We start from the raw sequence: 21,261 nt of genomic DNA, 5'->3' as shown, positions 1-21,261 counted from the left end.
GGACGTCCTGTCATGAAAAGATCGCAATCGCGCATGGGCCATGCGAGCGAGTGCTATGAACTGCTTGAATTCCTGTCGCGCCGCCAGATGCCCGTGGTGTGCTCGGAACCCGATGACATTCACAAGATCCTTGCACTGCGCAGCGCGTCGCTGCTGCAGGCAATGACGGAGCCGACGGTGGTGTTGCGCACCGGCGAGCGGCGGATCGAACGCGCCATCGTGACCGCGATCACCGCCGAAGGCCGCGCGGCCTGCATGATGCGCAGCGCCAATGCGCTGACGCCCGGGCGCCGCTGAGGGCGCTTGCCGCCGCTTGTTGCGGCGGATGCTTCAGAGCTGGCCCTGGCCGTCGCCCGTGCGGTCGTGCACCCAGCGCATGGCTTGCTGCTGCGCATGGCGCAGCGCCTCTGCTTCGGTGGCGTAGGCGATCTCGTCGGTGTCGTTGGGCAGCATGGTTTCCTGGGTGGCCGTTCCCTCGCCGAGGCAGACGACCTCGGGGCGGTACACACCCGTGGCCATGCGGCGGGCGCAGTACGCGAAGCGCCAGCCGCGGTAGACGAATTCGTGGCGCTGCTCTTCGTTCATTGCGGGTGCTCCGCCGCGGCTGGTGAATCGTCACCGCGGATCGCGTTCCATCCGGCGGGCGTGAGCGCGCGGACTTCGCCGAACTGCCCGTCGCAAGAGTCCGGCGGATAGAAGCGCGCATCCACGTGCCCGGTGGCCGCGAGCCGGCGCAGCACGCGCACCTTGGACGGCCGTGCCACGAAGATGGGAAGCCGCTTGCGGGCCAGTCTTTCGAGATAGCGGTAGGACATGCGGTACCCCTCTCTTTACTGCTGCAACTGCTGCAATTGCGGATTGGCCTGCACGCCGCGTTTGAAGCTGTCCACGGGCGCTCCGAGCGCGCTGCGTCCGTCGGGTGTCAGGGCGAGAAAGCGGCCCACCTCGCGGCCTCCGGCATCGGGCTTGAGGGTCAGCGCCGCAACCAGCCCGGCGGCCCGCAGCACCAGCAGGCTGTCGATGTCGTGGGGGTCGGTCAGCGTCGCGGGCGCGGGATGCTTTGCGAGCACACGCAGAAATTCAATGGACATGTTTTCTCCTTTGCGGGCTAGGCCGCAGCTCCCAGTTCTCCCCCATGGACGCGGCGGCGCTCGAAGGGGTCGATGTTCATGCTCTGGCGGTACTTGGTGACGGTGCGGCGCGCAATGCGAAAGCCCTGCTGCGCCAACTGGCGTGCCAGCGCCGCATCGCTTAGCGGCGCCACGGGTTTTTCGACGGCAATGAGCTCGCGGATGAGCCCCTGCAGTGCCACCGGCGCGCTCGCGCCCCCGGCGGCGTGCTCGAGCCCGCGCGAGAAGAAGTGCTGCAGTTCGAAGATGCCGACGGGCGTGGCCATGTACTTGTTGTGCACGGTGCGCGAAACGGTGGACGGATGCACGCCCACTTCTTCGGCAATTTCGCGCAGCCCGAGCGGCTTCATGGCGAGCGGGCCGTGCTCGAAGAACATCTTCTGCCGCGCGACGATGGCGCGCGCCACCTCCAGAATGGTGGATGCGCGCTGCGACACGCTGCCCACCATCCAGCGCGCTTGCTCCAGGCATTCCTTCATGGCGGCGCACTGGCCGGTGCCGTGTTTCTCGCCATGCTGCTCGAGCATTTGCGCGTAGGCCGAGTTCACCTTCACGCGGGGCAGGGCGCTGGCGTTGAGCGAGGTCCGCCAGGTGCCGCGCACCTTCTTCACGGTCACGTCGGGTATCACGATGCGCGCCGCCGTTTCGCCGAATTGCCAGCCCGGGTGCGGGTTCAGGCGCCGGATGCAATCGATTGCGCACTGCACTTGCTGCGGCGCCGCATCGAGCGCCTTGGCCAGTTTGCCGACGTCATGCGTGGCAAGCAGGCCGATGTGCGCTTCGAGAATACGGCGCGCGAGTTGCCGGATGACTGTTTCCGATTCGTTCGCATGCTTCGGGGAAGCCTCGAGTTGCAGGCAAAGGCATTCGGCCACGCTGCGCGCCGCCACGCCCGCAGGGTCGAGCGCCTGCACGCGGCGCAGGGCCGTGCGCAGTTCGCGCTCCGCATCCGCGCCGGTTTCTCCGAGCGCGGAGCCCACCTCTTCGAGCGAAATGCGAAGGTAGCCGTCGTCGTCCAACGCCTCGACCACGGCGCGCGCAAATGCCATTTCGCGCGCGGAAATGCGCAGTACGCCAAGTTGCCCGTGCAGGTGGGCGCGCAGCGAATCCGGCAGCGGCACGCGCTGCATCAGGTCGAAGCTCTCGTCATGCGACAGGTGCCTGTCGCCCGAGGCCGGGGCCGCGGTAATCCTGTCGAAGGCCGCTGCCGCTTCGATGTCGGCGGCAGCATCGGCCGCGGCCGGCACGGTTTCGGCAATGGATTCGTGGCCTTCTTGCGCGAGCGGTTCAATCTCGAGAAACGGGTTCAGCTCGGCCGCGTCGCGCAGCGCCTGCGCGTACTCCTGCGAGGACATCTGCAGCAGCCGAACGGCCTGCTGCAGGCGAGGGGAAAAGATGGGGGCCTGCACCTGGCGGGCCTGCAAAACAATCGATGTGTTCATGTTTCTCCGTAGCGCCTCCGGTTCTCGGGGCGGGATGGCTGCGCAACGGTCGCGCCAGGGTATTTCGCGCTCGCATGGGTCGAAAACTAGTTTTAAAGTACGCATAAATGGGGTTCGAGCGCGCCTTCGGCGCCGCGGTGTTGGAAGCCTTGCGGCAAATCTTGCGGTTCTCCCGGGGCAGACAGGGGTGGTGCGTTTGTCGGAAACTCATGCAATGAAAAATTCATCGGGAGACAGGGGGCAGCCCGCGGCGTGGCCGGCGCTGCTGACCGGCGCTTGCCTTGCCATTGCGGGGATCGCGGGGCTGGGACTCGCGTTTCGGCAGAAAGCCCGCACCGCACGGGCTGCAGAAGAAAAGCTGGCGCTGCATCGAGCGCGCATGGCTCGCCAGGCGCTGTGCGCACAGCGCCTTGAACACGATCTTCGAAGCCCGGTGGGCGCCATGGCCGTGGCCTTGGAGCTTTTGCGGACCTCCGACGACACCGACACGCAACGCGAAGCCCTGGAAGTGCTGGAGCGGCAGGTCGCGCGTATGACGTCTCTGACAGAGCAAGTGCACGAATTCGCACAGGGCTTGGACGATTGAACCGTCCGGCATTTCTTGCGCGGCGGAGCAAGATCTGAAATGAGACATCTACGCGCGAAAGAAATTGCGCGGGAAATTCGAGGCAAGCACTCATTCGCAGTGCAGCACAGGCGTCAAGCCAGGTACGAAGTTGGGCCACACACTTATTGTTGAAGACGACGAAGATTCGGCGCGGATGATTGCCGCCCTGGTCGCGCGCGAGGGGCACACCGTGATGTGCGCGCACTCGATCGCCGCGGCGCGCCGCCTGGTTGCCATGCAGCGGCCCGATCTGCTGCTGCTCGACCTGCACCTGCCCGACGGAAGCGGCTTCGACCTGCTGGACGACCCCGAGATCGTGAGCGACACCATGCTGGTCCTCATGACGGGGCAGGCGAGCCTGGAGACTTCCATCAGGGCGCTGCGTATCGGCGCTGCCGACTACCTGGTAAAGCCGATCAATCCGCAGCACCTGAAGGGGCTGCTCTCACGCCTCATTGCTCCTTCGCAATTGCGCGCTGAACTCGACGAGGTGCAGGAGCTCTGGCGCGAGACCGGGCGCTTCGGCCACCTGATCGGCCGCTCGCAGCCCATGCAGCGCGTGTACCGGCAGATTTCGCGCGTGGCCGGCACCGCGGTGACCGTGTTCATCCACGGAGAAAGCGGCACCGGCAAGGAACTGGTGGCCCGCGCGGTGCACGACCTGAGCCGGCGGCGCGAGCAGCCGTTTCTTGCCGTGAACTGCGGTGCGCTGTCGCCGCACCTCGTCGAAAGCGAAATCTTCGGCCACGAGCGCGGCAGCTTTACCGGGGCGGAGCGCCAGCACCAGGGCTTCTTCGAGCGCGCGCATGGCGGCACGCTGTTTCTGGACGAGGTGACGGAAATGCCGCTCGAGCTGCAGGTAAAACTGCTGCGCGTGCTGGAGAGCGGCACCTTCATGCGGGTGGGCTCCACCCAGGTGCAGCAGACCGACGTGCGCATCATCGCGGCCACCAACCGCGACGCCGGCGAGGCGGTGGCGCGGGGCACCATGCGCGAAGACCTGCTGTATCGCCTCAACGTATTTCCAATCGGGCTGCCGCCCCTGCGCGAACGCGGCGACGACATCGCCCTCATTGCCACCAGCTTCCTGCAAGACCTGGCGCGCCAGGAAGGTGGCAGCAAGCACTTCACGCCAGGCGCGCTGGCGCGGCTGGCGGCGCACCGCTGGCCTGGCAATGTGCGCGAGCTGCGCAACGTGGTGCAGCGCGCATGGGTCATGGCGTCCGGCAACGAGATCGACGAGGAGTGGCTGCCCGCAGGGGACAGTGCGGGCGCCGGGCCCGAGCCCGAAGCAACGCGCGGCCGAGCGCTCGCGCCCCCTCCGATCAATGGCCAGCGGGATGCCGCTGTGGCACCTCCCGAGGCGGGGGAGGACCAGATCGTGATCGAAGTGGGCACGCAACTCGCGGAGGTAGAAAGGCGCGTCATTCTTGCCACCTACGAGCGCTGCGGGCGCCACAAGGAGCGCACCGCCGCGCTGCTGGGCATCAGCATGAAGACGCTCTACAACCGGCTGAAGGAGTACCAGCAATGAGAAGGCGCCGGCGGCTGCGCCGGCGTGTTCCGACGGGAGCATGAGGACGGACCCGCGGCGGAGGACGCGCCGCGCATTCGCGCGCGATAGCGTTCCTTCCAGCCGCGCAGCCGCAACCTGTAGGCCGCGGCGCCTGCGGGATCGAAGTCGGTTCCCAGATAATTCGCCGGGTTTTCAAGTGGATGGCAGGCGAAATAGCTGCTGAGTTCGTTCATGCGTGTCTCCGGGTGCGTGAAGGTTCTCGCTAGGCGAAGGTCTCGCGCAAGGCGTTCACCGCCCGGCAAACTGCGTGCCGAGGTGCCGCCGCCGGGCCGGTACGCCGTTTGCCGGAGAGCAAGTAGGAGAAGCGCATTGGATGAAATGAACCCCGACCATGCCGAGGAAGCGCTGGGCGATCAGATCGACGACGCCGTGCCGTCGCGCGGCTATCGCATGCTGCCCGTTGTCGGGCTTGGCGGCTCGGCGGGCAGCATCGAGGCCGTGGGCGAGTTCCTGGAGGGCATGCCCACCGACACGGGCATGGCCTTCGTGGTGGTGCTCTACCTGCCCGCGGCGCATGAGAACGCACTGGCGCAGGTGCTGGCGCGCACCACCCGCATGCGGGTGGTGCCGGTCGGCGGCAGGGAGCGCATCGAGCCCGACACGGTGTATGTGGTTCCGCCCGGCAAGACGCTGCGCACGCGCGGCGAGCTCATCGAACTGGCGGCGCTTCCGCCGGGCCAGGGCCGCCACATGGCGGTCGACTTCTTCTTTCGAACGCTGGCCGATACCCACGGGCCCCACGCCATTGCGGTGGTTCTTTCGGGTGTGGACAGCGACGGCACCATCGGCGTCAAGCGGATCAAGGAGCGCGGCGGCCTGACGGTGGCGCAAGACCCGCAGGAAACCCGCCACAACGGCATGGCGCAGTCGGCCATTGCCACCGGCATGGTCGACTGGGTGCTGCCCGTGCGCGAAATGGGCGCGCGCATTCACGCCTACTACCGCATCGAGCGGCAACTGAAGCTGCCGCCCGAGCAGCTGCCGGACGGCGGCGACGACGACGCACCGCCCGCGCCCGATGTGGACGAGGCGGCTTTTCGCGAAGTGCTGGCCTTCGTGCGAAGCCGAAGTGGGCGCGATTTTGTCAACTACAAGCGGGCCACCGTGCTGCGGCGCATCGGCCGCCGCATGCAGGTAAACGGCGTGAGCGATCTTGCCGCCTACCTGGACTGCCTGCGCACGCGCCCCGGCGAGGCCGGCGCGCTGTTGCAGGACATGCTGATCAGCGTGACCAATTTCTTCCGCGACGGCGAATGCTTTTCGGCGCTGGAAGGCATGGTGCACGAGCTGTTCCGCAGCAAGACCTCGGCCGACACCATCCGCGTGTGGGTGGTGGCCTGCGCCACGGGCGAAGAGGCCTATTCGATTGCGATGCTGCTCAGCGAGCACGCCCGCATGCTGGAAAGCCCGCCGACCATCCAGATATTTGCCACCGACCTGGACGAGGACGCGGTGCGCGCCGCCCGTGAAGGCATCTACCCCATGGTCAGCGAGGCGGATGTTTCGGAAGAGCGGCTGCGGCGCTTCTTCATCCGCGAGCAGCGCGGCTACCGCGTGCGCCGCGAGTTGCGAGAGATGGTGCTGTTCGCGGTGCACGACGTGCTGAAGGATTCGCCGTTCTCGCGCATCGACCTGGTCACCTGCCGCAACCTGCTCATCTACCTCAACCGGGAGGCGCAGGCCCGCGTGTTCGAGACGCTGCACTTTGCGCTGGTGCCCGGCGGCCGGTTGTTCATCGGCGCATCGGAGGCGGTGGACGAGGACAGCCCGCTGTTCGCTGTGCTCGACAAGAAGCACCGCATCTACGCGCACCGCCATGCGCCCAAGGCCGCGCTGCCGGTGCCCACCGGCCGCAGCAGCACCGCGCTCGCGCTGGACGCCAAGCGCGCGCTGCCCGTGATTCCAGGGGCGGCCTTTGCGCAGCTGCAACGCAGCGCAATGGCGCCGCTCTCCGATGGCCGCAGCATGACCTGGGGCGAGCTGCACCTGCGGCTGCTCGACCGGCTGGCGCCGCCTTCCATTCTGCTGGACTCGGACCACGAGATGCTGCATATCTCGCCCGCGGCAACGCCGTTCCTGCACTTCAGCGGCGGCGAGCCGTCGCGCAACGTGTTGCGCGCCATCGTGCCCGACCTGAAGGCCGAGCTGCAGACCGCGCTTTACCACGTGAACGAAAGGCGACAGCCGGTGGAGGTGGCGCCGGTGCGCGTGCGGCTGAACCATGGCGAAGCCGAGGTTTCGCTCCATGTGATGCCGGTGGAAGAAATCGGCGGCGGCCTGCTGGTGCTGCTGCGCCAGGCCGACCCCGCGAGCGCGCGCGGCAGCATTGTGGTTCCGCGTGTGGATGCAGAGCCCCTTGCCGAGCACCTGGAGCGCGAGGTGACGCGTTTGAAGTCGCAGTTGCGCGAAACCGTGGAGCAGTACGAGACATCGACCGAGGAACTCAAGGCGAGCAACGAGGAACTGCACGCCATGAACGAAGAGCTCCATTCGGCGACCGAAGAGCTCGAGACCAGCCGCGAAGAACTGCAATCCATCAACGAAGAGCTCACTACCGTCAACCACGAGCTCAAGAGCAAGGTGGACGACCTGGGCCAGGCCAACAGCGACATGCTGAACCTGATGGATGCGACCGCCATAGCCACGGTGTTTCTGGATCGCGAGTTCCGCGTGACCCGCTTCACGCCCAGCGCGGTGGCCATCTTCAAGTTGATTGCCACCGACGTGGGGCGGCCGCTCTCCGACCTGACCACGCCGCTGGACTACCCGCAGCTTGCGGCGGATGCGCGCAAGGTGCTCCAGACGCTGCAGCCTTCGGAGCGGGAGGTGGGCGACGCCGCCGGCAACTGGTACCTGGCGCGCGTGCGGCCCTACCGCACCATCGAAGACCGCATTGCGGGCGTGGTGCTCACCTTCGTCGACATCACCGAGCGCAAGGAAGCGCAGGAGTCGCTGCGGCAGTCGCAGGAGCGCTTCAGCGCCATCGTCAACCAGGCCTCGGTGGGCGTGGCGCAAACCCGCCTCGACGGCGAAATTACCTTTGCCAACACCTGCTATCACCAGCTCATGGGCTACGGCGAGAACGAGCTCGTCGGCGTGAGCGCGCTCGACCTGGTGCACGCCGCCGACAAGCCGGCAATCTCGGCGCTGTTCGCGCGGCTGGCACAGTACGGCGAGCCGTTCCAGAGCGAGAGCCGCAATGTCCGCAAGGACGGCTCCTTCATCTGGCTGCACAAGAGCGTGACCGTGCTCACCAACGCGGGCGGCAAGCCCGACTCCGCGCTCATCGTGTGCAACGACATCAGCGAGCGCAGGGCCGCTGAAGAAGCGCTGCGCGAAAGCGAGGAGCGCTTCCGGCTGATGCTCGAAAACGCGGTCGACTACGCGATCTTCTCGGTCGACATGGAGCGCTGCGTCAAAAGCTGGAACACCGGCGCCGAGCGGCTCCTGGGCTATACCGAGGCCGAGATTCTCGGCCGTTCGGCCGACATCATCTTTACCGAGGAAGACCGCGCGGCAGGCGCCCCGCAGGAAGAGGCGCGCACCGCGCTCACCGCCGGCCGGGCGGCCGACGACCGGCTGCACCAGCGCAAGGACGGCTCTCGTTTCTGGGCCAGCGGCGCGCTCATGCCCATGCACAACGGCGAGGGCGCGGTCATCGGCATGGTGAAGGTGCTGCGCGACCAGAGCGAGCAGCGCGCGGCGCAGCAAGAGGTGGAGCAAAGCCGCGGCGAACTGCTCGATGCGCTGCGCGCCAACGAGGCCGCGCGGCAGGCGCTCGAGGCCGCCGACGCCGCCAAGGACCGCTTTCTGGCCGTGCTTTCGCACGAACTGCGCAACCCGCTCGCATCGATCAGCGGCGCCGCCGAACTGCTGGCACCCGAGGAGCTTCCCACGCAGGAGCAGGCGCGCGCCGCGCGCGTAGTGCGGCGCCAGGCGGCGGCCATGAAGGTGCTGCTGGGCGACCTGCTCGATGTCTCCAGCCTGCGCCGGGGCCGGCTGGTGCTGCGCCGCGAGAGGGTCACGGCGCAGAGCATCGTCGATGCGGCGCTGGAGGCCACCCGCCCGCTGATGGAGCAGGGGCGCCACAAGCTCGAACTCGACATCTTCGCCGCCGAGATTCCGCTCGACGCCGACCCGATGCGCCTGACGCAGGTGATCTCGAACCTGCTGTCCAACGCGGCCAAGTACACGCCGGAAAGAGGCGAGATCCAACTGGCGGTGCATGCCGATGCGGATGCCGGCCATGCGATCTTCACCGTCACGGACAACGGCATCGGCATGGACCCGGACACGGTCGACACGATGTTCGAGATGTTCACGCAGAGCGTGCACGCGCACGAGCGCTCGGCGGGCGGGCTGGGCATTGGCCTGGCGCTGGTGCGCAACATCGTCGAGCTGCATGGCGGCACGGTCACCGGCGAGAGCAGGGGGCTCGGCCATGGGAGCCGGTTCACCGTGCGTATTCCGCTTGCGGAGCCGCTTGCATCCGACACCGTGGCGGGGCACGTGAAATCCGAGCCTGGCTCGCCGGATGCTGCGTCAGAGGCCGCTCCGCAGCGCGTGCTGCTCGCGGACGACAACGTGGACGCCCTGTGGGGCATGGCGCGCATGCTGTCGATTTCCGGCTTCAGCGTCAAAACCGCCGACAACGGGGTCGATGCACTTCGGGTGGCGGAGCACTTCCGGCCCGATGCGGCCGTGCTCGACATCGGCATGCCCGGGCTCGACGGGCACGAGGTGGCGCGCCGGATTCGCGCGCAGCCCTGGGGGCGCGGCATGCTTCTTGTGGCGGCCACGGGGTGGAGCCAGCCTGAGGACAAGCTTGCCGCACTGGAGGCGGGGTTCGACGAGCACCTGGTGAAGCCGGTGGCCGCGGCAGACGTTCAGCGCCTGCTGCGGGCGCGCGACGGGGCAGCGGCGGCAGGCGGCTAAAGGGGCGACTAGCGGGCGCGCAAGCCGGGCACGCCGCTTGCCCTGCAGGAAGACAACGTACTTATTCGTGTACTTCTGCTGCTCAGGAATGCTGAACTCTGTTCCCCAAAACCAAGCCATCTTTATTGGCGCTTCCGTAGGCGGCGTCTATGCAATGCTCGATCTGGTCGCTGAATTGCCGGCCGACTTTCCCGCGCCGATTTTCTTCGTGCAGCACATCGGCGCCCACCGCAGCCACCTTGCGTCCTTGCTCAACGACCGCGGGCCGAACCGCGCCGTCGAGGCAAAGCAGGGCGACGTGGCCGCACCCGGCACCATCTACATCGCACCGCCCGACCACCACATGCTGCTCGAGGGCGGCGTGGTTCGCCTGACCCGCGGACCCAAGGAACACCATGCCCGTCCCGCCATCGATCCGTTGTTCCGTTCCGCCGCGCTGGATTGCGGCCCGCGCGCCGTTGGCGTGGTTCTTACCGGCAGGCTCGACGACGGCAGCGCCGGCCTGCGTGCCATCAAGGACTGCGGCGGCATTGCCGTCGTGCAGGACCCGGCCGAAGCGCATGAGCCCAGCATGCCGCAAAGCGCGATGGCGGCGGTGCAGGTGGACCACGTCGTCGCGTTGCGCGGCATGGGCAAGCTCCTGTTCCAGTTGGCGCAACCGAGGCCCGACCTGCCGGCCTTCGAAGCGCCTGCCGCGCTGCGCCGCGAATATGCCGTGGGTCTTGGAGACCGCACCGTGGAAAACCTGAAGGTGATCGGCGAGCCCTCCATGTTCAGCTGCCCCGACTGCGGGGGCGTGCTGTTCGAGCTGCACGACAAGCACCCGGTGCGCTACCGCTGTCACACGGGCCACGCCTTCAGCGCACGCAGTCTTGCGGCCACGCAGGAAGAGGTGACCGACGCCGCGCTGTGGACCAGCCTGCGCGCCATGCAGGAGAAGGAAGCCATGCTGCGGCGGCTGGCCGAGGTCCAGAAGGCGGACGGCGTCGGCAACGCCGAGAACTCGCTGCGCGAAGCCGACGAGCTCGCGGCGGTGAGCGCCGCATTGCGCAAGCTCACGCTGAAGGCGCCCAGCCCCGCGAGTTTCGACGCGAGCTGAGCCCTTCGTTCCTGCGCCATTACTTCTTTGTTGGCTGCATCGTGCCGTTGGCGCCGTCGGCCAGCGCCGGGCCTTCGCCCATGCCCAGCTCCGCGCCCGTGAGCGGATCGCCGTCGGGGCGCGACTGCGTGCGCGCCGCCATCTGCTGCAGCACCGGTGCATCCGCATCGCTGAGCTCCACCGTGGCCAGGCCGTCGCCGCCGTCCACCGGCCCCGACTCTTGCGTGACGGGCACGAAGTCCCACCGCTCGCCCTGGTTCCAGGGGCCGCGCAGGTCCGCATCGCTCTTGGACATGCGGAAGTACACGTTGGTGAAGCGCGGGTCGCCGGGCAGCTTGCCCGGCGGGAAGTTGGGCTCGATGGAATACAGCGCCTTCTCGAAAGACTTCTGGTGCGCGATCTCGCGCGTCATCAAGAAGGTCAGCGCGTCCTTCACGCCCGGATCGTCGGTGAGGTTGATGAGGCGTTCGTACACGATCTTGGCGCGCGCCTCGGCCGCGATGTTGGAGCGCAGGTCCGCCGTGGGCTCGCCGATGGTGTCGATGTAGGCGGCCGTCCACGGCACGCCGGCCGAGTTGACCAGCGGCGGCCCGCCGCCATAGAGCACCTGCGTGATGTGGCTGTCGTTGCCCGCGCCGGTGATGGTGCGGTACATCTCGCCTTGCTCTTCCACGCCTTCGGCGAGCCGCCCCTTGGCGCCCTTGTTGAGCATGCCGACGATGGTGCCGATGATCTCGAGGTGGCTCAGCTCTTCGGTCGAGATGTCGAACAGCATGTCCTTTCGCCCGGGGTCGTCGTCACCGAGCGCCTGGGTGAAGTAGCGGCATGCCGCGGCCAGCTCGCCTTGCGGGCCGCCGAACTGCTCGAGCATGAGGTTGGCGAGGCCGGGATTGGTCTCGCTCACGCGTACCGTGTATTGCAGTCGCTTGTTGTGAGAAAACATGGGGACTCCTTGCGTTGGGTTGGGTCTGGGTCTGGGTCTGTTGAACGAACGGCCGCGCCCTTCGGCACCACCGCGCTTTTCTTGCGGCAAGCGGCGTGCCCCCCACGCGTGCGGCAAAGACTGACAAGGCGTTGCGAAGCAGCCTTGCTTGGCCCCTGTGCACGCACCACAAACATCGGCCTTGTTTCTTCCACCAACTCGTTTTTTCAGGAACCAACATGCCCGTCAAAAGCCTCTCCGATCTTTTCATCCACGAGCTCTCCGACACCTACAGCGCAGAAAAGCAGATGACGCGCTCGCTGCCCAAGCTGGCCCGCGCCGCCACCGACGAGGGCCTGACCTCGGCCTTCGAAACGCACCTGGAAGAGACGCGCGGCCAGGTCGAGCGCATCGAACAGATTGCCGAGCTGCTGCAGATCAAGATCAAGCGCATCAAGTGCGAAGGCATGGCCGGCCTGGTCGAGGAAGGCGATTCGCTGATCGACCAGATCGAGAAGGGCCCGGTGCTCGACGCGGCCCTGATCGGCGCGGCGCGCAAGGTGGAGCACTACGAGATCGCGGGCTACAACTCGCTGTGCACGCTGGCCAAGAAACTCGGGCACACAGAAGCCGTGTCGCTGCTCGAAGCCTCGCTGGCCGAGGAAACCGCCACGGACGGCAAGCTCAGCGCGCTGGCCGAGGCGCAGGCCATGGAAGAGGCCATTGCCGAGGAGTGAGCCAGGAGCCCGCTTTCCTGCCCGCAACCCGCCGTAGAGGCGGGCACGCCGTTTGCCCCGAGTGAGGTCGGCGCGCAACGGTTGCGCGCACAGGCCCGCACTGTGTTCGCGGAGCGAAGGAAAGCATGTCAATGAACGATCAAGAAGGGCGCATTCGCAGCCGGCGAGGCTTTGCAGGAATGGACCCCGAACGCCAGAGAGAGATCGCCAGGAAGGGCGGGCGCACCGCCCACGAACTGGGGCTCGCCCATGAATTCACCCCCGAGGAAGCCCGCAATGCGAGGGCCAAGAGCCTGAGCGCGCGGGCGCAGGGAGCCGCCGCGGCCACGCCGCAGCAGGAGTAAGTAGATTAGATAGCGGACCGCCGCGGTCAGGCGATTGCAGCGCGCAGGGCGGCGGGCTCGAAGGTCCTTGCAAGCACGGCATCGAACCCGGCGATTCCACCCTTGTCCTGCTGGTCTTGCGCCAGCGGTGAACCCCACACGGCCACCATGCGGCCTTCGAAGCCGGCGTCTCGCGCGCGCCGGCCCATCGCCAGCCCCGAGCCGGTCGAGGTCCGCACGTCGACCACCGCGATTTCAGGCGCTCGCTTCATGAGGACGTTGTAGCCGCCGTCGCTGCTCGCGGCAAGGTCGACCTTGTAGCCCGCGTCCGAAAGAAGCCCACTCAGCACCGCCAGCAGCCTGGCATCGTCCGACACCACCAGTGCTCGGCCGGGTTCGCCCGCGGCCCGCTGCGCGTGGACGACGAGTTCGCTCATCCGGGCCGAGAGCTGGCGGACCTGCCTCGACACCACGACCGCCGCTTCGTGCAGCACGTCGTGCGGAAGTTCGACCCGGGCGAGCACCTCGCTCGCGGACGAGATCGCGGCCAGCGCATTGCGCGCGTCGTGCACGCAGCGGCTCAGATCCTTCGAGTCGTCGACCATGGAAGATTGGGACATGTGAATCTGGAACATTGAAGGCGACACTTTCCATGGCATACGGCGTGCCCGGCGCGAGGGCAAGGGCAAGGGCCGCCGCGCGTTCCGCTATTTGCCGCAAGTTTTGCAAGCGCCGGAAAGCACGGGAAGCGGCTTACAGCGGCCTCGGCGCCAGGACGACAAGGTGCGCCGCGGTGTCGGCCATCATGAATTGCAAATCCGCTGGGCAACGCCGCCGAGCCGGTATCCAGGAGTAAAGAATGACCCGTCCTCCCGAACAATCGCCCGTGAACATCGACCAGAACCGCGCCGTGGGGCAAGACAGCCCTGAAGAGGGAAGCGAGATCGGCCGCGAGGCGAACAAGCGCCACGGCTATCCGGGCTCGCGCGACATCGGCACCAATGCCTCGCAAAGCATGCAGGTGGGCGAGAAGCCTCCGCCGAGGGACGCGCCAAAACCGCACAAGGGCGAAACCGATCCGGACGCGCGCCGCTAGGGCGCACTGGCAACCCCTGGGTCAGCCGACCACGGCCTCCAGGAATTCGATCAGCGCCTTCGACGGATCGTCGCGCGCCAGCGGGATCATCTCGATGCCCCACTGCGCGAGCACGGCCTGCTGCACCTCGTTGGCCGAGGGCGAGAAAAGGTACGAAACCGGCTGCGCCACGTCGGGCACCGACTGCTTCCACAGCCGCGAGAGCTTGTAGAACAGGTAGCGGATGTTCACGTCCGCCAGGCTGTACCCGATGAAGACCACCGAGCGCCCGAGCACGTCGGCGCGCAGCTTGATGTCCAGCGGCGACTCGAAGTCGAGCCGGGCGAAGTAGCTGCTTTCGTCGAGCACGATGGAGGCGTCGTCCTCCAGGTCGCCGTGGAACTTGATGATCTGCGTGACGCCGGGGTGCAGCTTGGCAAGGTCGGCAACGCTCACGATCTTGGTGTACTCCACCTTGTGGTGCTCGAAGGCGGTCTCCAGCCACCGGTCGTAGTTGGTGGTGTAGATGATCGGGAAGCGGCCCTTGGCCAGCAGCTCGTGGATGCGCGAGCTTTCCACCCGAACGTCGCCGCTGTGCCACTCGCGGTCCATCCAGCTGCGCAGCGGGCCGATGCTGCCGTGCCGGAGACGGAAGTATTCGGCCAGCGTCAGATAGCCGCCCTTGTCGCCGAAAGAGTGCGCATCGATGCCGAGCTCCTGTGCCATGTGCTCGATGAGCGCCGACCACGGCGGCAGGCCCAGGCCCATCGAGATGCCCGCGCCCACGAACAGCACGACCTTGCCGCGCCGGTGGGCTTCGCGCAGCTGGGCGAGCTTTTCGTCGTCGGGCTTTTGCACCACGATGCGCGGTGCGGCGCGCGCACCCGTGCTTGCGCGCCTGTTGGCACTCGCGCGCTTGGCGGTGCCTCGCTTCGTCTTTGCTGCCGGCGGCACGGTTCAGCCGACCACCCGGGTGGCGGTGCTGTCCAGCCGGGGCGGGGTCTCGAAGGTATGGAAGGGGGCGGGCGAAGGCACTTCCCACTCGAGCCCCTCGGCGCCTTCCCACGGTTTGGCGGGCGCGGGTTGCCCGCGCTTCCTCATCGCAGGCAGCACGATGAAGAAGACGAAGTAGGCCTGTGCCAGCCCGAAGACGAAGGCGCCGATGCTGGCGATATGGTTGAAGTCGGCAAACTGCATCGGATAGTCCGCATAGCGGCGCGGCATGCCCGCGAGCCCGAGAAAGTGCAAAGGAAAGAAGCCCACGTTGAAGCTCGTGATCGACACCCAGAAGTGAATCTGGCCGCGAAGCTCGTCGTACATCACACCGGTCCATTTGGGCGACCAGTAGTAGTAGCCCGAAAACATCGCAAAGAGCGAGCCCGCCACCAGCACGTAGTGGAAGTGCGCCACCACGTAGTGCGTGTCGTGCACCTGGATGTCGATGGGCGAAATGGAAAGAATCACCCCGCTGAGCCCGCCGATCGAAAACACGAAGATGAAGCCCAGCGCAAAGAGCATCGGCGTTTCGAGCGTCAGCGACGACTGCCACATGGTCGCGATCCAGTTGAACACCTTCACCGCCGTGGGCACCGCCACCAGCATGGTGGCGTACATGAAGAAGAGCTGCCCCGTCACCGGCATGCCGGTGGTGAACATGTGGTGCGCCCACACGATGAACGACAGGATGGCGATGGACGCCGTGGCATAGACCATCGACGCATAGCCGAACAGCCGCTTGCGCGAGAAGGCCGGCACCACCTGGCTGATGATGCCGAAGGCCGGCAGGATCATGATGTAGACCTCCGGGTGGCCGAAGAACCAGAAGATGTGCTGGAACAGCACCGGGTCGCCGCCGCCCGCGGGGTTGAAAAAGCTGGTGCCGAAGTGCCGGTCCGTCAGCAGCATGGTCACCGCGCCGGCCAGCACCGGCATCACCGCAATCAGCAGGTAGGCGGTAATGAGCCAGGTCCAGCAGAACATCGGCATCTTCATGAGGGACATGCCGGGCGCGCGCATGTTCAAGATGGTGACGATGATGTTGATGGCACCCATGATCGAACTCGCGCCCATGATGTGCACCGCAAAAATGCCGGCGTCCATGGCCGGGCCCATCTGCAGGCTCAGGGGCGGGTAGAGCGTCCAGCCCGAAGCGGCCGCGCCGTCGGCCGTGAAGAAGGGCGCAATCAGCATCAGCCCGGCCGGCGGCAGCAGCCAGAAGCTGAAGTTGTTCATGCGGGCAAAGGCCATGTCCGATGCGCCGACCTGCAGCGGAATCATCCAGTTCGCAAAGCCCACGAAGGCCGGCATGATGGCGCCGAAAACCATGACCAGCCCGTGGATGGTGACGAACTGGTTGTACACCTCGGGGTTGAGCAGTTGCAGCCCGGGCTGGAACAGCTCGGCGCGAATGCCCAGCGCGAGCACCCCGCCCACCATCAGCATCGTGAGGCTGAACAGGAGGTACAGCGTGCCGATGTCCTTGTGGTTGGTGGCCAGCACCCACCGGCGCCAGCCGTAGGGCATGGCGTGGTGCTCGTCATGCGCGTCCGCGGCCGGCAGTGCATCGTTTGCCGCGGCCAGGGAAGAAAATTGATGCGGGGTGGAGCTCATGGTGGTGGCGCGTGGGGTGAAGGGCACTCGCGTTCGGCAAGCCGCATGCCTGGTGCGACGACGCGCTATGAGGTGCAATCGGCCGTGCCCGGCGTGCGATCGACCGTGCCCGGCATGCGGGCGCCAGCGAGCATGCGGCCGAACTCCGCGGCAAACCGGCGGCGCTGCGGCTCGGCCAGGTACACCGCCACGGGCACGCGGGTGCGGCCGCTGCACAGCGTGGGCGGCTCGGCGCCCGCCGTGCATTCGAGCCGCGTCCAGCAAGGGTCGAGGCGAACGGTATGCGAGCGGAAGCCGCGCGTGCATCGCACTTCGAGCGCCTCGCCGGTGAGCACGAGCTGCTCGCCGTCGAGCGCATGAACCGCGTAATGGACCATGGCAGCCAGCAGCGCAAGGGCCTGGCAGGCGCAGAAGGCCAGCACCAGCGGATAGCCTGCAATGCAGAACCCGACGCCGATTGCGCAGCTGATGCTGGCCGCCGCGCCGATGTGCAGCATGAAGACGCGCGGCTTCATTGCGATATTGCGCCGGAGGTTCCAGCGCACTGCGGCGTGCGCGTTGTCCGCCTCGGGTGCCTGGGCGTTTGCGCGGGCAATCTCGGGGGCGGTGGTGGTGCGGTCAATGGGGCCTGGCAATTTCTTCTCCGGCTGCGGGCCGTGCGGTGGAATACCGGCGATGCGCCGACGCGTTTTCGGCAATCGGCATGCCCATGCGTGGTGCGGCCGCGGGCTGTGGGCGCTATCCGACGGGGCCTGTGGGCGTCTGCTGGCGCGGCGCGCTTGCATGCAGCCGATGCTTGCTGCCGTGTTCCACTTCTTGGGGTGCAGACAGGCATGAACAAAGATTCGGTCAAAGAGATCCGGCCTGGCGCGTTTACGGAATCGGTTGCAGGCGAGGAAGACCCGGGCGCATCCATCGATTTGGTGCAACCCCCGCCGATGCAGCCCGGCGACGAGGCTCCGCCCGGCGCTCCCGGTACCGGCGAAACCGTGTGCCGCCTGTGCGGCGGCAGCGGGCGCCGTAGCAGCGGCGAAAGCTGCCCCGAGTGCGGCGGCACGGGCAAGGTGAACGTGGGCGTTGGCGGCGGTTGATTGAGGCCGCGGGCTTCAGCCGCCCCGGTCGTCCGGCGCCAGCCGGGCCACCCAGGAGCCGATGCGCCCCCGTGAATAGGCCAGTGCGTGGTAGAGCGACAGCGCACCGCGCGCCCAGTGCACGTAGAGCGAACGGCCGCCCGCGCGTCGCGTGGCCGCGAACAGCTGCCGGCTCCATCGGGTGATGGCGGCGCGCATGCGGTAGATGAGCTTTCGGCGCCAGGGCAACGCCCGGCCGGGGGGCACCCGCTTGACGGGCTGCAGAACGCCTCTCCGCCAGGCGCGCCGCCGCCAGCTGAGGCGATAGGCCAGGCCTTCGCGCCGCTGGCGAAAACCCGCGGCCTGCGTTTGCGCAAGAAACGCCGCATCGACCGGCGTCAGTTTCAGGCGCGCGGCGGCCATGGCGTTGGCAACGAGTTCGTGCAGCACCGGCGAGCGAACGATCACCACGTTGGTTCCGCGGCCGTCCGACGCGTAGGGCTCCACCCATGCATCGCCGAAGGAGATGTCCGCCGTTTCCGAAACCACGTCGTCGCAGAAATTGCAGGCCTCGTTCTGGAAGAAGCCCGATCCCCAGTCGCCCTCCGCCAGGTGGAACCAGTCGCGCTGCACGCTGCGGCCGTCGCGCAGCACGAACTGCGCGGTGTACCAGTTGGCGGGCCGCCGCTCGTTTTTCAGCCGGTATTCCACGCTGCGGATGTCCGCGACGTTCACGCCCATCTGATAGGCGAAGCTCTCGACCAGGCGCGCGCTCTTCATGTGGCCGCAAAACAGGCCCAGCGTGAACGCAATGCGCTCGCGCATCAGCGGGTCTTCGCGCCGCAGCAGCTGCACGGCCTTGATGAAGCAGGGCACGCCGACCACGGCATAGCGGCCCGGAACGGCGCGAATCGTCTCGAGCACTTCCGACATTTCGACCGGGTAGTAGCGCGACTTGGCGCCGGTGCCGATCTCCTCGGGCGTGCGCGACAGGCCGTAGCGAAAGAAGCGGTCGCCACCGGACGGCAGCACATGGGCCACCGCATCGACCAAGCCCGCACGCAGCAGCTCCGCGGCGGTCCAGCTGACCATGCCGCCGGAACTGCCTTGCGCGCGAAAGTCTGCTTCGTCGGCATGCCCCACGTAGGCACCGTCGAAGCGGCCTACCAGCGGATCGTCATGAACGGCACCGGGGAACAGGTCGGTCGCGAGTTCGGTTTCGTTGCGCGCCGATGGAGAGAAAGGGCAGGTGCGAGAGAAGGCCGTGGGGCCCATGCGCAGCCACTCCGCGGGGCCCTGGGGCTTGAGCTCGCCGTATCCGTCGAGCCGCATGAGGGGCGCCTCGCTGCCGGTCGCCAAGGGCGCCGGCTCCGCGCTGCGCGACTGCGCGACGCAGCTGCCGCACCCGATGCAAAGGCCCGAGCGCACGATGCTGGCGGGTGTCGGCTGCAGCCGCCGTTCATGCATGGGCACGCTCCCGTGCGGGGGCATCCGACTCCTCCCGCAGCGCCTGGTGGAGGAAGCCTGCCGACGAGGCACGCAGGGCCGCGATGCGAGCCTCGACCGAAGGCGCGAGCGGTTCGGACAACACCGCGTCGCAGTGCGAAGCCGGCGTGCCGGCATCCGCCAGATGATGCTGCGCGCCGAGCGCAAACAGCAGGTCGCGGATCTTGATCGCGCGGTAGGCCGAGTTCTCGCAGAGAAAGGGCTTGCGGTTTCGCAGCCCGAAGACGCAGCCGTGAAAGAAGTTGGTTGCCACCGCGTCCGCATCGGCCATGAAGCGCGCGAAGTCTTCGGGGCCGGCGGTGAGCCACTGGGTGTCGGCCCAGTCGTTGCGGTAGCCGATGCTCACCAGGCGCATATTCCGCTTGCGCGCCCACTCGCGCATGCGCACCACGAACCAGTCGCTGAAGTTGTGGCCATACACGGCCACGTGGCGCGGCGCCTGTCCGCTCTTGCGGTGAGGCACGCCTGATGCCGGCGGCGCGAACTGCAGGCAAGGGTCGAGCACCAGTTCGGGTGCGTGCCCCAGTGCCTTGCCCAGCAGCGCGCGCGAGTTGGCGTCGCGCACCGACACGCTGTGAAATTTGTGCAGCATGCTTGCCCACTGCTGCGGCAAACCTTGCTCGGCGGGGTAGTTGCCGAAGCTCGCCGCATAGGCAACGAGCCGCCTGGCGCGGATTCTTTCGCCGAAGAAAAGCGGGCAGCGCCCATACCAGGGATGGGAGAGGTTCCACACCTCGTCGCTGCCGACCACCACCGCGTCGAACGCCTCCATGTCCTGCGGGTTCTCCAGCACAAATGGGCGCGAGAGCGGGAGCGAGGCGATCGACGCCAGGAACTTGCGCGTCTTGTGCGCATAGAGCTTGCGGTCCGCACCACAGACCGGAGTGGGCAGCACCGGCTGAAGGGCGCAGCGCCATTCGGCCATGTTCACGCGGTGCGAGTGATGGTCGAGCAGCACCGCACGGTGGCCCATGTTCCGAAGCGCTTCTGCCAGCAGGCGCGCCTGCCAGTACGAGCCGTAGTTGATGCAGCGATGAAAGGTGAGCACGCCGATGTTCATCGGCTGCGCTGCGGGAGGCGCCGGCGCATGGGCTGACGAATCGAAGGCAAGGACAAGGGAGGTGAGGGCGGGCGGTTGCATCGCTCCGAAGCTAGGCATTGCATCGCGAGCGATACGTCGGACGACGTGCCGTCGGCCGGTGCGAGCACCCTGTGGCGATGGCAGTCGTCCTACTTGCCGGGGGGCGGTGCCCCGTGCCCAGCGTGGGGCTCGGCGCCGGTGGGGTCCGCGAGCTGCACCGCCTTGCCGTTTTGCCAGCTGTCCGCGCCTTCGGCAATGGCGGGAACGGGTATGTCCTCGCGGTTCTTTTTCTTCTCCGCGGAATCGACGCCGAAGCGCTTGTCGCGCTGCGCCACCATGTCGGCGTTGGCTTGGCCGTCGGCGGTGAATCCCATCATGAGCTGCGGCACGCCGGTAGGGAGTTCCTTGTGCATGTCTGTGTGCCAGGTGTGAAAGGTCTTGCCGTAGGTGCCGATGAGTTTCTTCATGAGCTCGTGTTCGGCGGCCTGCGGAATGCCGGGCGCGATGAGCTGCCCGGACTTCACCTCGTGCACATGGCTGTGCCACAGGGCCTTTTCCTGCGGCGGAAGCGACTTGAAGAGCCGCTCGCTCACGATGTATTCGACGCCCATGATCCTGGCGTTCTTCACGTTGCCGTCGTAGATCACGCACTGGATCAGCTCTTCGTTCAGCACCGAGCAGTAGTGGTGCGCCTCCATCTGGGCCTGCATGTTGCCGCTGTAGAAATGAAAGCCGTCCAGGTACGCGTTCAGCGCATCGAGCGGCGGCTTGTCCTGCAGGGCGGCGGCGCCGGCTTCGAGCGTGGCGATTTTTGCGCTCTTGCCGGCACCCGGCGATTCGACGGCGGAACCGGTGTTGCTGCCGCCGCAGGCCGTGAGCAGTGCGCCCAGGGCAAGCGGAAGGAGAAATCGCAATGGCATGGCTTGCATGGTGGGTTCACAAGAAGGAGAAGAGAAAACCGCGACCATGCGCCGCGAGCGCCCGTCGGCGGCAAGATGCGGCCGACGCGGTGTGTAGGAACAGCGCGAAAACCCTGCCGTCTGCGGGCTTGCCCGGCCCGCACGGTGCAAACCGCGAAAATCAGGGAAAAAACCGACCGCAAACCCGGAATATGGCAGCCACAAGGGGCAGAATTTCAGGATCGAATG

22 protein-coding genes are annotated in these 21,261 nt (G+C 67.1%); 9 read left to right on the top strand and 13 right to left on the bottom strand.

The features are described from left to right. Positions 1 to 12: 12 nt before the first annotated feature. Positions 13 to 297 carry a hypothetical protein gene (locus tag V9K97_RS14275; protein ID WP_258505573.1) on the top strand — a complete coding sequence of 95 codons (285 nt, stop codon included), beginning with the start codon at positions 13 to 15 and terminating at the stop codon, positions 295 to 297. A 33-nt stretch (positions 298 to 330) separates the two neighbouring features. On the opposite strand, the gene V9K97_RS14270 is transcribed toward V9K97_RS14275, so the two are convergent. Genes V9K97_RS14270 through rpoN form a run of 4 tightly spaced genes read right to left on the bottom strand, consistent with a single transcriptional unit; the run spans position 331 to position 2,572 of the window. Next, positions 331 to 585, bottom strand: coding sequence for a hypothetical protein (locus tag V9K97_RS14270; RefSeq protein ID WP_258505574.1), 255 nt, complete (start codon positions 583 to 585; stop codon positions 331 to 333). Beyond that, entirely contained in the window at positions 582 to 815 is a 234-nt protein-coding gene (locus V9K97_RS14265; protein ID WP_258505575.1) for a hypothetical protein, read from the bottom strand. Before V9K97_RS14265 ends, V9K97_RS14270 begins: the two co-directional genes overlap by 4 nt. A 15-nt stretch (positions 816 to 830) precedes the next feature. After that, on the bottom strand, positions 831 to 1,091 hold the full coding sequence (locus V9K97_RS14260) for a hypothetical protein (RefSeq protein ID WP_337318785.1): 261 nt from the start codon (positions 1,089 to 1,091) through the stop codon (positions 831 to 833). Between the two features lie 17 nt (positions 1,092 to 1,108). After that, positions 1,109 to 2,572, bottom strand: a complete 1,464-nt coding sequence (gene rpoN, locus V9K97_RS14255; protein ID WP_337295098.1) for an RNA polymerase factor sigma-54 — start codon at positions 2,570 to 2,572, stop codon at positions 1,109 to 1,111. A 214-nt stretch (positions 2,573 to 2,786) separates the two neighbouring features. Between rpoN and V9K97_RS14250 the strand changes: the two genes are divergently transcribed. Together V9K97_RS14250 and V9K97_RS14245 are read left to right on the top strand one after the other, a co-directional pair. After that, positions 2,787 to 3,158, top strand: a complete 372-nt coding sequence (locus V9K97_RS14250) for a histidine kinase dimerization/phospho-acceptor domain-containing protein (RefSeq protein WP_337318783.1) — start codon at positions 2,787 to 2,789, stop codon at positions 3,156 to 3,158. A gap of 130 nt (positions 3,159 to 3,288) precedes the next feature. Continuing rightward, positions 3,289 to 4,713, top strand: a complete 1,425-nt coding sequence (locus V9K97_RS14245; protein ID WP_337318781.1) for a sigma-54-dependent transcriptional regulator — start codon at positions 3,289 to 3,291, stop codon at positions 4,711 to 4,713. Here the strand turns inward: V9K97_RS14245 and V9K97_RS14240 are convergent. Next, positions 4,683 to 4,928: a hypothetical protein gene (locus tag V9K97_RS14240; RefSeq protein ID WP_337318779.1), complete on the bottom strand. Its 246-nt coding sequence runs from the start codon at positions 4,926 to 4,928 to the stop codon at positions 4,683 to 4,685. The genes V9K97_RS14245 and V9K97_RS14240 overlap by 31 nt on opposite strands. 145 nt (positions 4,929 to 5,073) lie before the next feature. Here V9K97_RS14240 and V9K97_RS14235 point away from each other — a divergent pair, with 145 nt between their 5' ends. Both V9K97_RS14235 and V9K97_RS14230 read left to right on the top strand, forming a co-directional pair. Further along, complete coding sequence (locus V9K97_RS14235) at positions 5,074 to 9,690, top strand: PAS domain S-box protein (RefSeq protein ID WP_337318950.1); 4,617 nt, start codon at positions 5,074 to 5,076, stop codon at positions 9,688 to 9,690. Positions 9,691 to 9,778: 88 nt separating this feature from the next. Beyond that, positions 9,779 to 10,789, top strand: a complete 1,011-nt coding sequence (locus V9K97_RS14230; RefSeq protein ID WP_337318777.1) for a chemotaxis protein CheB — start codon at positions 9,779 to 9,781, stop codon at positions 10,787 to 10,789. Positions 10,790 to 10,808: 19 nt separating this feature from the next. Here V9K97_RS14230 and V9K97_RS14225 read toward each other — a convergent pair whose 3' ends face one another. Continuing rightward, entirely contained in the window at positions 10,809 to 11,732 is a 924-nt protein-coding gene (locus tag V9K97_RS14225) for a manganese catalase family protein (RefSeq protein ID WP_337318775.1), read from the bottom strand. Between the two features lie 218 nt (positions 11,733 to 11,950). On the opposite strand from V9K97_RS14225, the gene V9K97_RS14220 reads away from it, so the two are divergent. Beyond that, the gene (locus tag V9K97_RS14220; protein ID WP_337318773.1) at positions 11,951 to 12,448 is read left to right on the top strand and encodes a YciE/YciF ferroxidase family protein; all 498 of its coding nucleotides are present in this window, start codon (positions 11,951 to 11,953) and stop codon (positions 12,446 to 12,448) included. Between the two features lie 131 nt (positions 12,449 to 12,579). Beyond that, positions 12,580 to 12,792, top strand: coding sequence for a KGG domain-containing protein (locus V9K97_RS14215; protein WP_258505586.1), 213 nt, complete (start codon positions 12,580 to 12,582; stop codon positions 12,790 to 12,792). Positions 12,793 to 12,818: 26 nt separating this feature from the next. Here the strand turns inward: V9K97_RS14215 and V9K97_RS14210 are convergent, their stop codons facing one another. Continuing rightward, positions 12,819 to 13,391: a hypothetical protein gene (locus V9K97_RS14210; protein WP_337295093.1), complete on the bottom strand. Its 573-nt coding sequence runs from the start codon at positions 13,389 to 13,391 to the stop codon at positions 12,819 to 12,821. 239 nt (positions 13,392 to 13,630) lie between these two features. Between V9K97_RS14210 and V9K97_RS14205 the strand changes: the two genes are divergently transcribed. Further along, positions 13,631 to 13,867: a hypothetical protein gene (locus V9K97_RS14205; protein WP_258505588.1), complete on the top strand. Its 237-nt coding sequence runs from the start codon at positions 13,631 to 13,633 to the stop codon at positions 13,865 to 13,867. Between the two features lie 21 nt (positions 13,868 to 13,888). Here the strand turns inward: V9K97_RS14205 and V9K97_RS14200 are convergent, their stop codons facing one another. The 3 genes from V9K97_RS14200 to V9K97_RS14190 form a co-directional block, all read right to left on the bottom strand. Next, the gene (locus V9K97_RS14200; protein ID WP_337318771.1) at positions 13,889 to 14,800 is read right to left on the bottom strand and encodes an SIR2 family NAD-dependent protein deacylase; all 912 of its coding nucleotides are present in this window, start codon (positions 14,798 to 14,800) and stop codon (positions 13,889 to 13,891) included. 3 nt (positions 14,801 to 14,803) lie between these two features. Continuing rightward, positions 14,804 to 16,369: a cytochrome c oxidase subunit I gene (ctaD, locus tag V9K97_RS14195; RefSeq protein WP_337318948.1), complete on the bottom strand. Its 1,566-nt coding sequence runs from the start codon at positions 16,367 to 16,369 to the stop codon at positions 14,804 to 14,806. Positions 16,370 to 16,521: 152 nt separating this feature from the next. Continuing rightward, positions 16,522 to 17,091 (bottom strand): DUF2244 domain-containing protein, encoded by a 570-nt coding sequence (locus tag V9K97_RS14190; protein WP_337318769.1) that lies wholly within the window; start codon positions 17,089 to 17,091, stop codon positions 16,522 to 16,524. Between the two features lie 198 nt (positions 17,092 to 17,289). On the opposite strand from V9K97_RS14190, the gene V9K97_RS14185 reads away from it, so the two are divergent. Then, positions 17,290 to 17,547 (top strand): hypothetical protein, encoded by a 258-nt coding sequence (locus tag V9K97_RS14185; RefSeq protein ID WP_337318767.1) that lies wholly within the window; start codon positions 17,290 to 17,292, stop codon positions 17,545 to 17,547. 15 nt (positions 17,548 to 17,562) lie between these two features. Here V9K97_RS14185 and V9K97_RS14180 read toward each other — a convergent pair whose 3' ends face one another. The 3 genes from V9K97_RS14180 to V9K97_RS14170 form a co-directional block, all read right to left on the bottom strand. Further along, positions 17,563 to 18,993, bottom strand: a complete 1,431-nt coding sequence (locus tag V9K97_RS14180) for a Coenzyme F420 hydrogenase/dehydrogenase, beta subunit C-terminal domain (RefSeq protein WP_337318765.1) — start codon at positions 18,991 to 18,993, stop codon at positions 17,563 to 17,565. After that, on the bottom strand, positions 18,986 to 20,173 hold the full coding sequence (locus V9K97_RS14175; protein WP_337318763.1) for a polysaccharide pyruvyl transferase family protein: 1,188 nt from the start codon (positions 20,171 to 20,173) through the stop codon (positions 18,986 to 18,988). The genes V9K97_RS14180 and V9K97_RS14175 overlap by 8 nt, the downstream gene beginning before the upstream one ends. Positions 20,174 to 20,262: 89 nt before the next feature. After that, complete coding sequence (locus V9K97_RS14170) at positions 20,263 to 21,033, bottom strand: OBAP family protein (protein WP_337318761.1); 771 nt, start codon at positions 21,031 to 21,033, stop codon at positions 20,263 to 20,265. Between the last annotated feature and the right edge of the window lie 228 nt (positions 21,034 to 21,261).

This window comes from Variovorax sp. CCNWLW186 (genome assembly GCF_037203865.1).
Lineage (GTDB): Bacteria > Pseudomonadota > Gammaproteobacteria > Burkholderiales > Burkholderiaceae_C > Variovorax.
The sequence above is the reverse complement of the archived record's forward strand: the minus strand, read 5'-3'. Positions and strand labels throughout refer to the sequence as shown.

Coding starts and splice junctions, on each gene's coding strand:
- V9K97_RS14275 (WP_258505573.1), top strand. CDS start 13: ATGAAAAGATCGCAATCGCGCATGGGCCATGCGAGCGAGTGCTATGAA.
- V9K97_RS14270 (WP_258505574.1), bottom strand. CDS start 585: ATGAACGAAGAGCAGCGCCACGAATTCGTCTACCGCGGCTGGCGCTTC.
- V9K97_RS14265 (WP_258505575.1), bottom strand. CDS start 815: ATGTCCTACCGCTATCTCGAAAGACTGGCCCGCAAGCGGCTTCCCATC.
- V9K97_RS14260 (WP_337318785.1), bottom strand. CDS start 1,091: ATGTCCATTGAATTTCTGCGTGTGCTCGCAAAGCATCCCGCGCCCGCG.
- rpoN (WP_337295098.1), bottom strand. CDS start 2,572: ATGAACACATCGATTGTTTTGCAGGCCCGCCAGGTGCAGGCCCCCATC.
- V9K97_RS14250 (WP_337318783.1), top strand. CDS start 2,787: ATGAAAAATTCATCGGGAGACAGGGGGCAGCCCGCGGCGTGGCCGGCG.
- V9K97_RS14240 (WP_337318779.1), bottom strand. CDS start 4,928: ATGAACGAACTCAGCAGCTATTTCGCCTGCCATCCACTTGAAAACCCG.
- V9K97_RS14235 (WP_337318950.1), top strand. CDS start 5,074: ATGAACCCCGACCATGCCGAGGAAGCGCTGGGCGATCAGATCGACGAC.
- V9K97_RS14230 (WP_337318777.1), top strand. CDS start 9,779: ATGCTGAACTCTGTTCCCCAAAACCAAGCCATCTTTATTGGCGCTTCC.
- V9K97_RS14225 (WP_337318775.1), bottom strand. CDS start 11,732: ATGTTTTCTCACAACAAGCGACTGCAATACACGGTACGCGTGAGCGAG.
- V9K97_RS14220 (WP_337318773.1), top strand. CDS start 11,951: ATGCCCGTCAAAAGCCTCTCCGATCTTTTCATCCACGAGCTCTCCGAC.
- V9K97_RS14215 (WP_258505586.1), top strand. CDS start 12,580: ATGAACGATCAAGAAGGGCGCATTCGCAGCCGGCGAGGCTTTGCAGGA.
- V9K97_RS14210 (WP_337295093.1), bottom strand. CDS start 13,391: ATGTCCCAATCTTCCATGGTCGACGACTCGAAGGATCTGAGCCGCTGC.
- V9K97_RS14205 (WP_258505588.1), top strand. CDS start 13,631: ATGACCCGTCCTCCCGAACAATCGCCCGTGAACATCGACCAGAACCGC.
- ctaD (WP_337318948.1), bottom strand. CDS start 16,369: ATGCCCTACGGCTGGCGCCGGTGGGTGCTGGCCACCAACCACAAGGAC.
- V9K97_RS14185 (WP_337318767.1), top strand. CDS start 17,290: ATGAACAAAGATTCGGTCAAAGAGATCCGGCCTGGCGCGTTTACGGAA.
- V9K97_RS14180 (WP_337318765.1), bottom strand. CDS start 18,993: ATGCATGAACGGCGGCTGCAGCCGACACCCGCCAGCATCGTGCGCTCG.
- V9K97_RS14175 (WP_337318763.1), bottom strand. CDS start 20,173: ATGCAACCGCCCGCCCTCACCTCCCTTGTCCTTGCCTTCGATTCGTCA.
- V9K97_RS14170 (WP_337318761.1), bottom strand. CDS start 21,033: ATGCCATTGCGATTTCTCCTTCCGCTTGCCCTGGGCGCACTGCTCACG.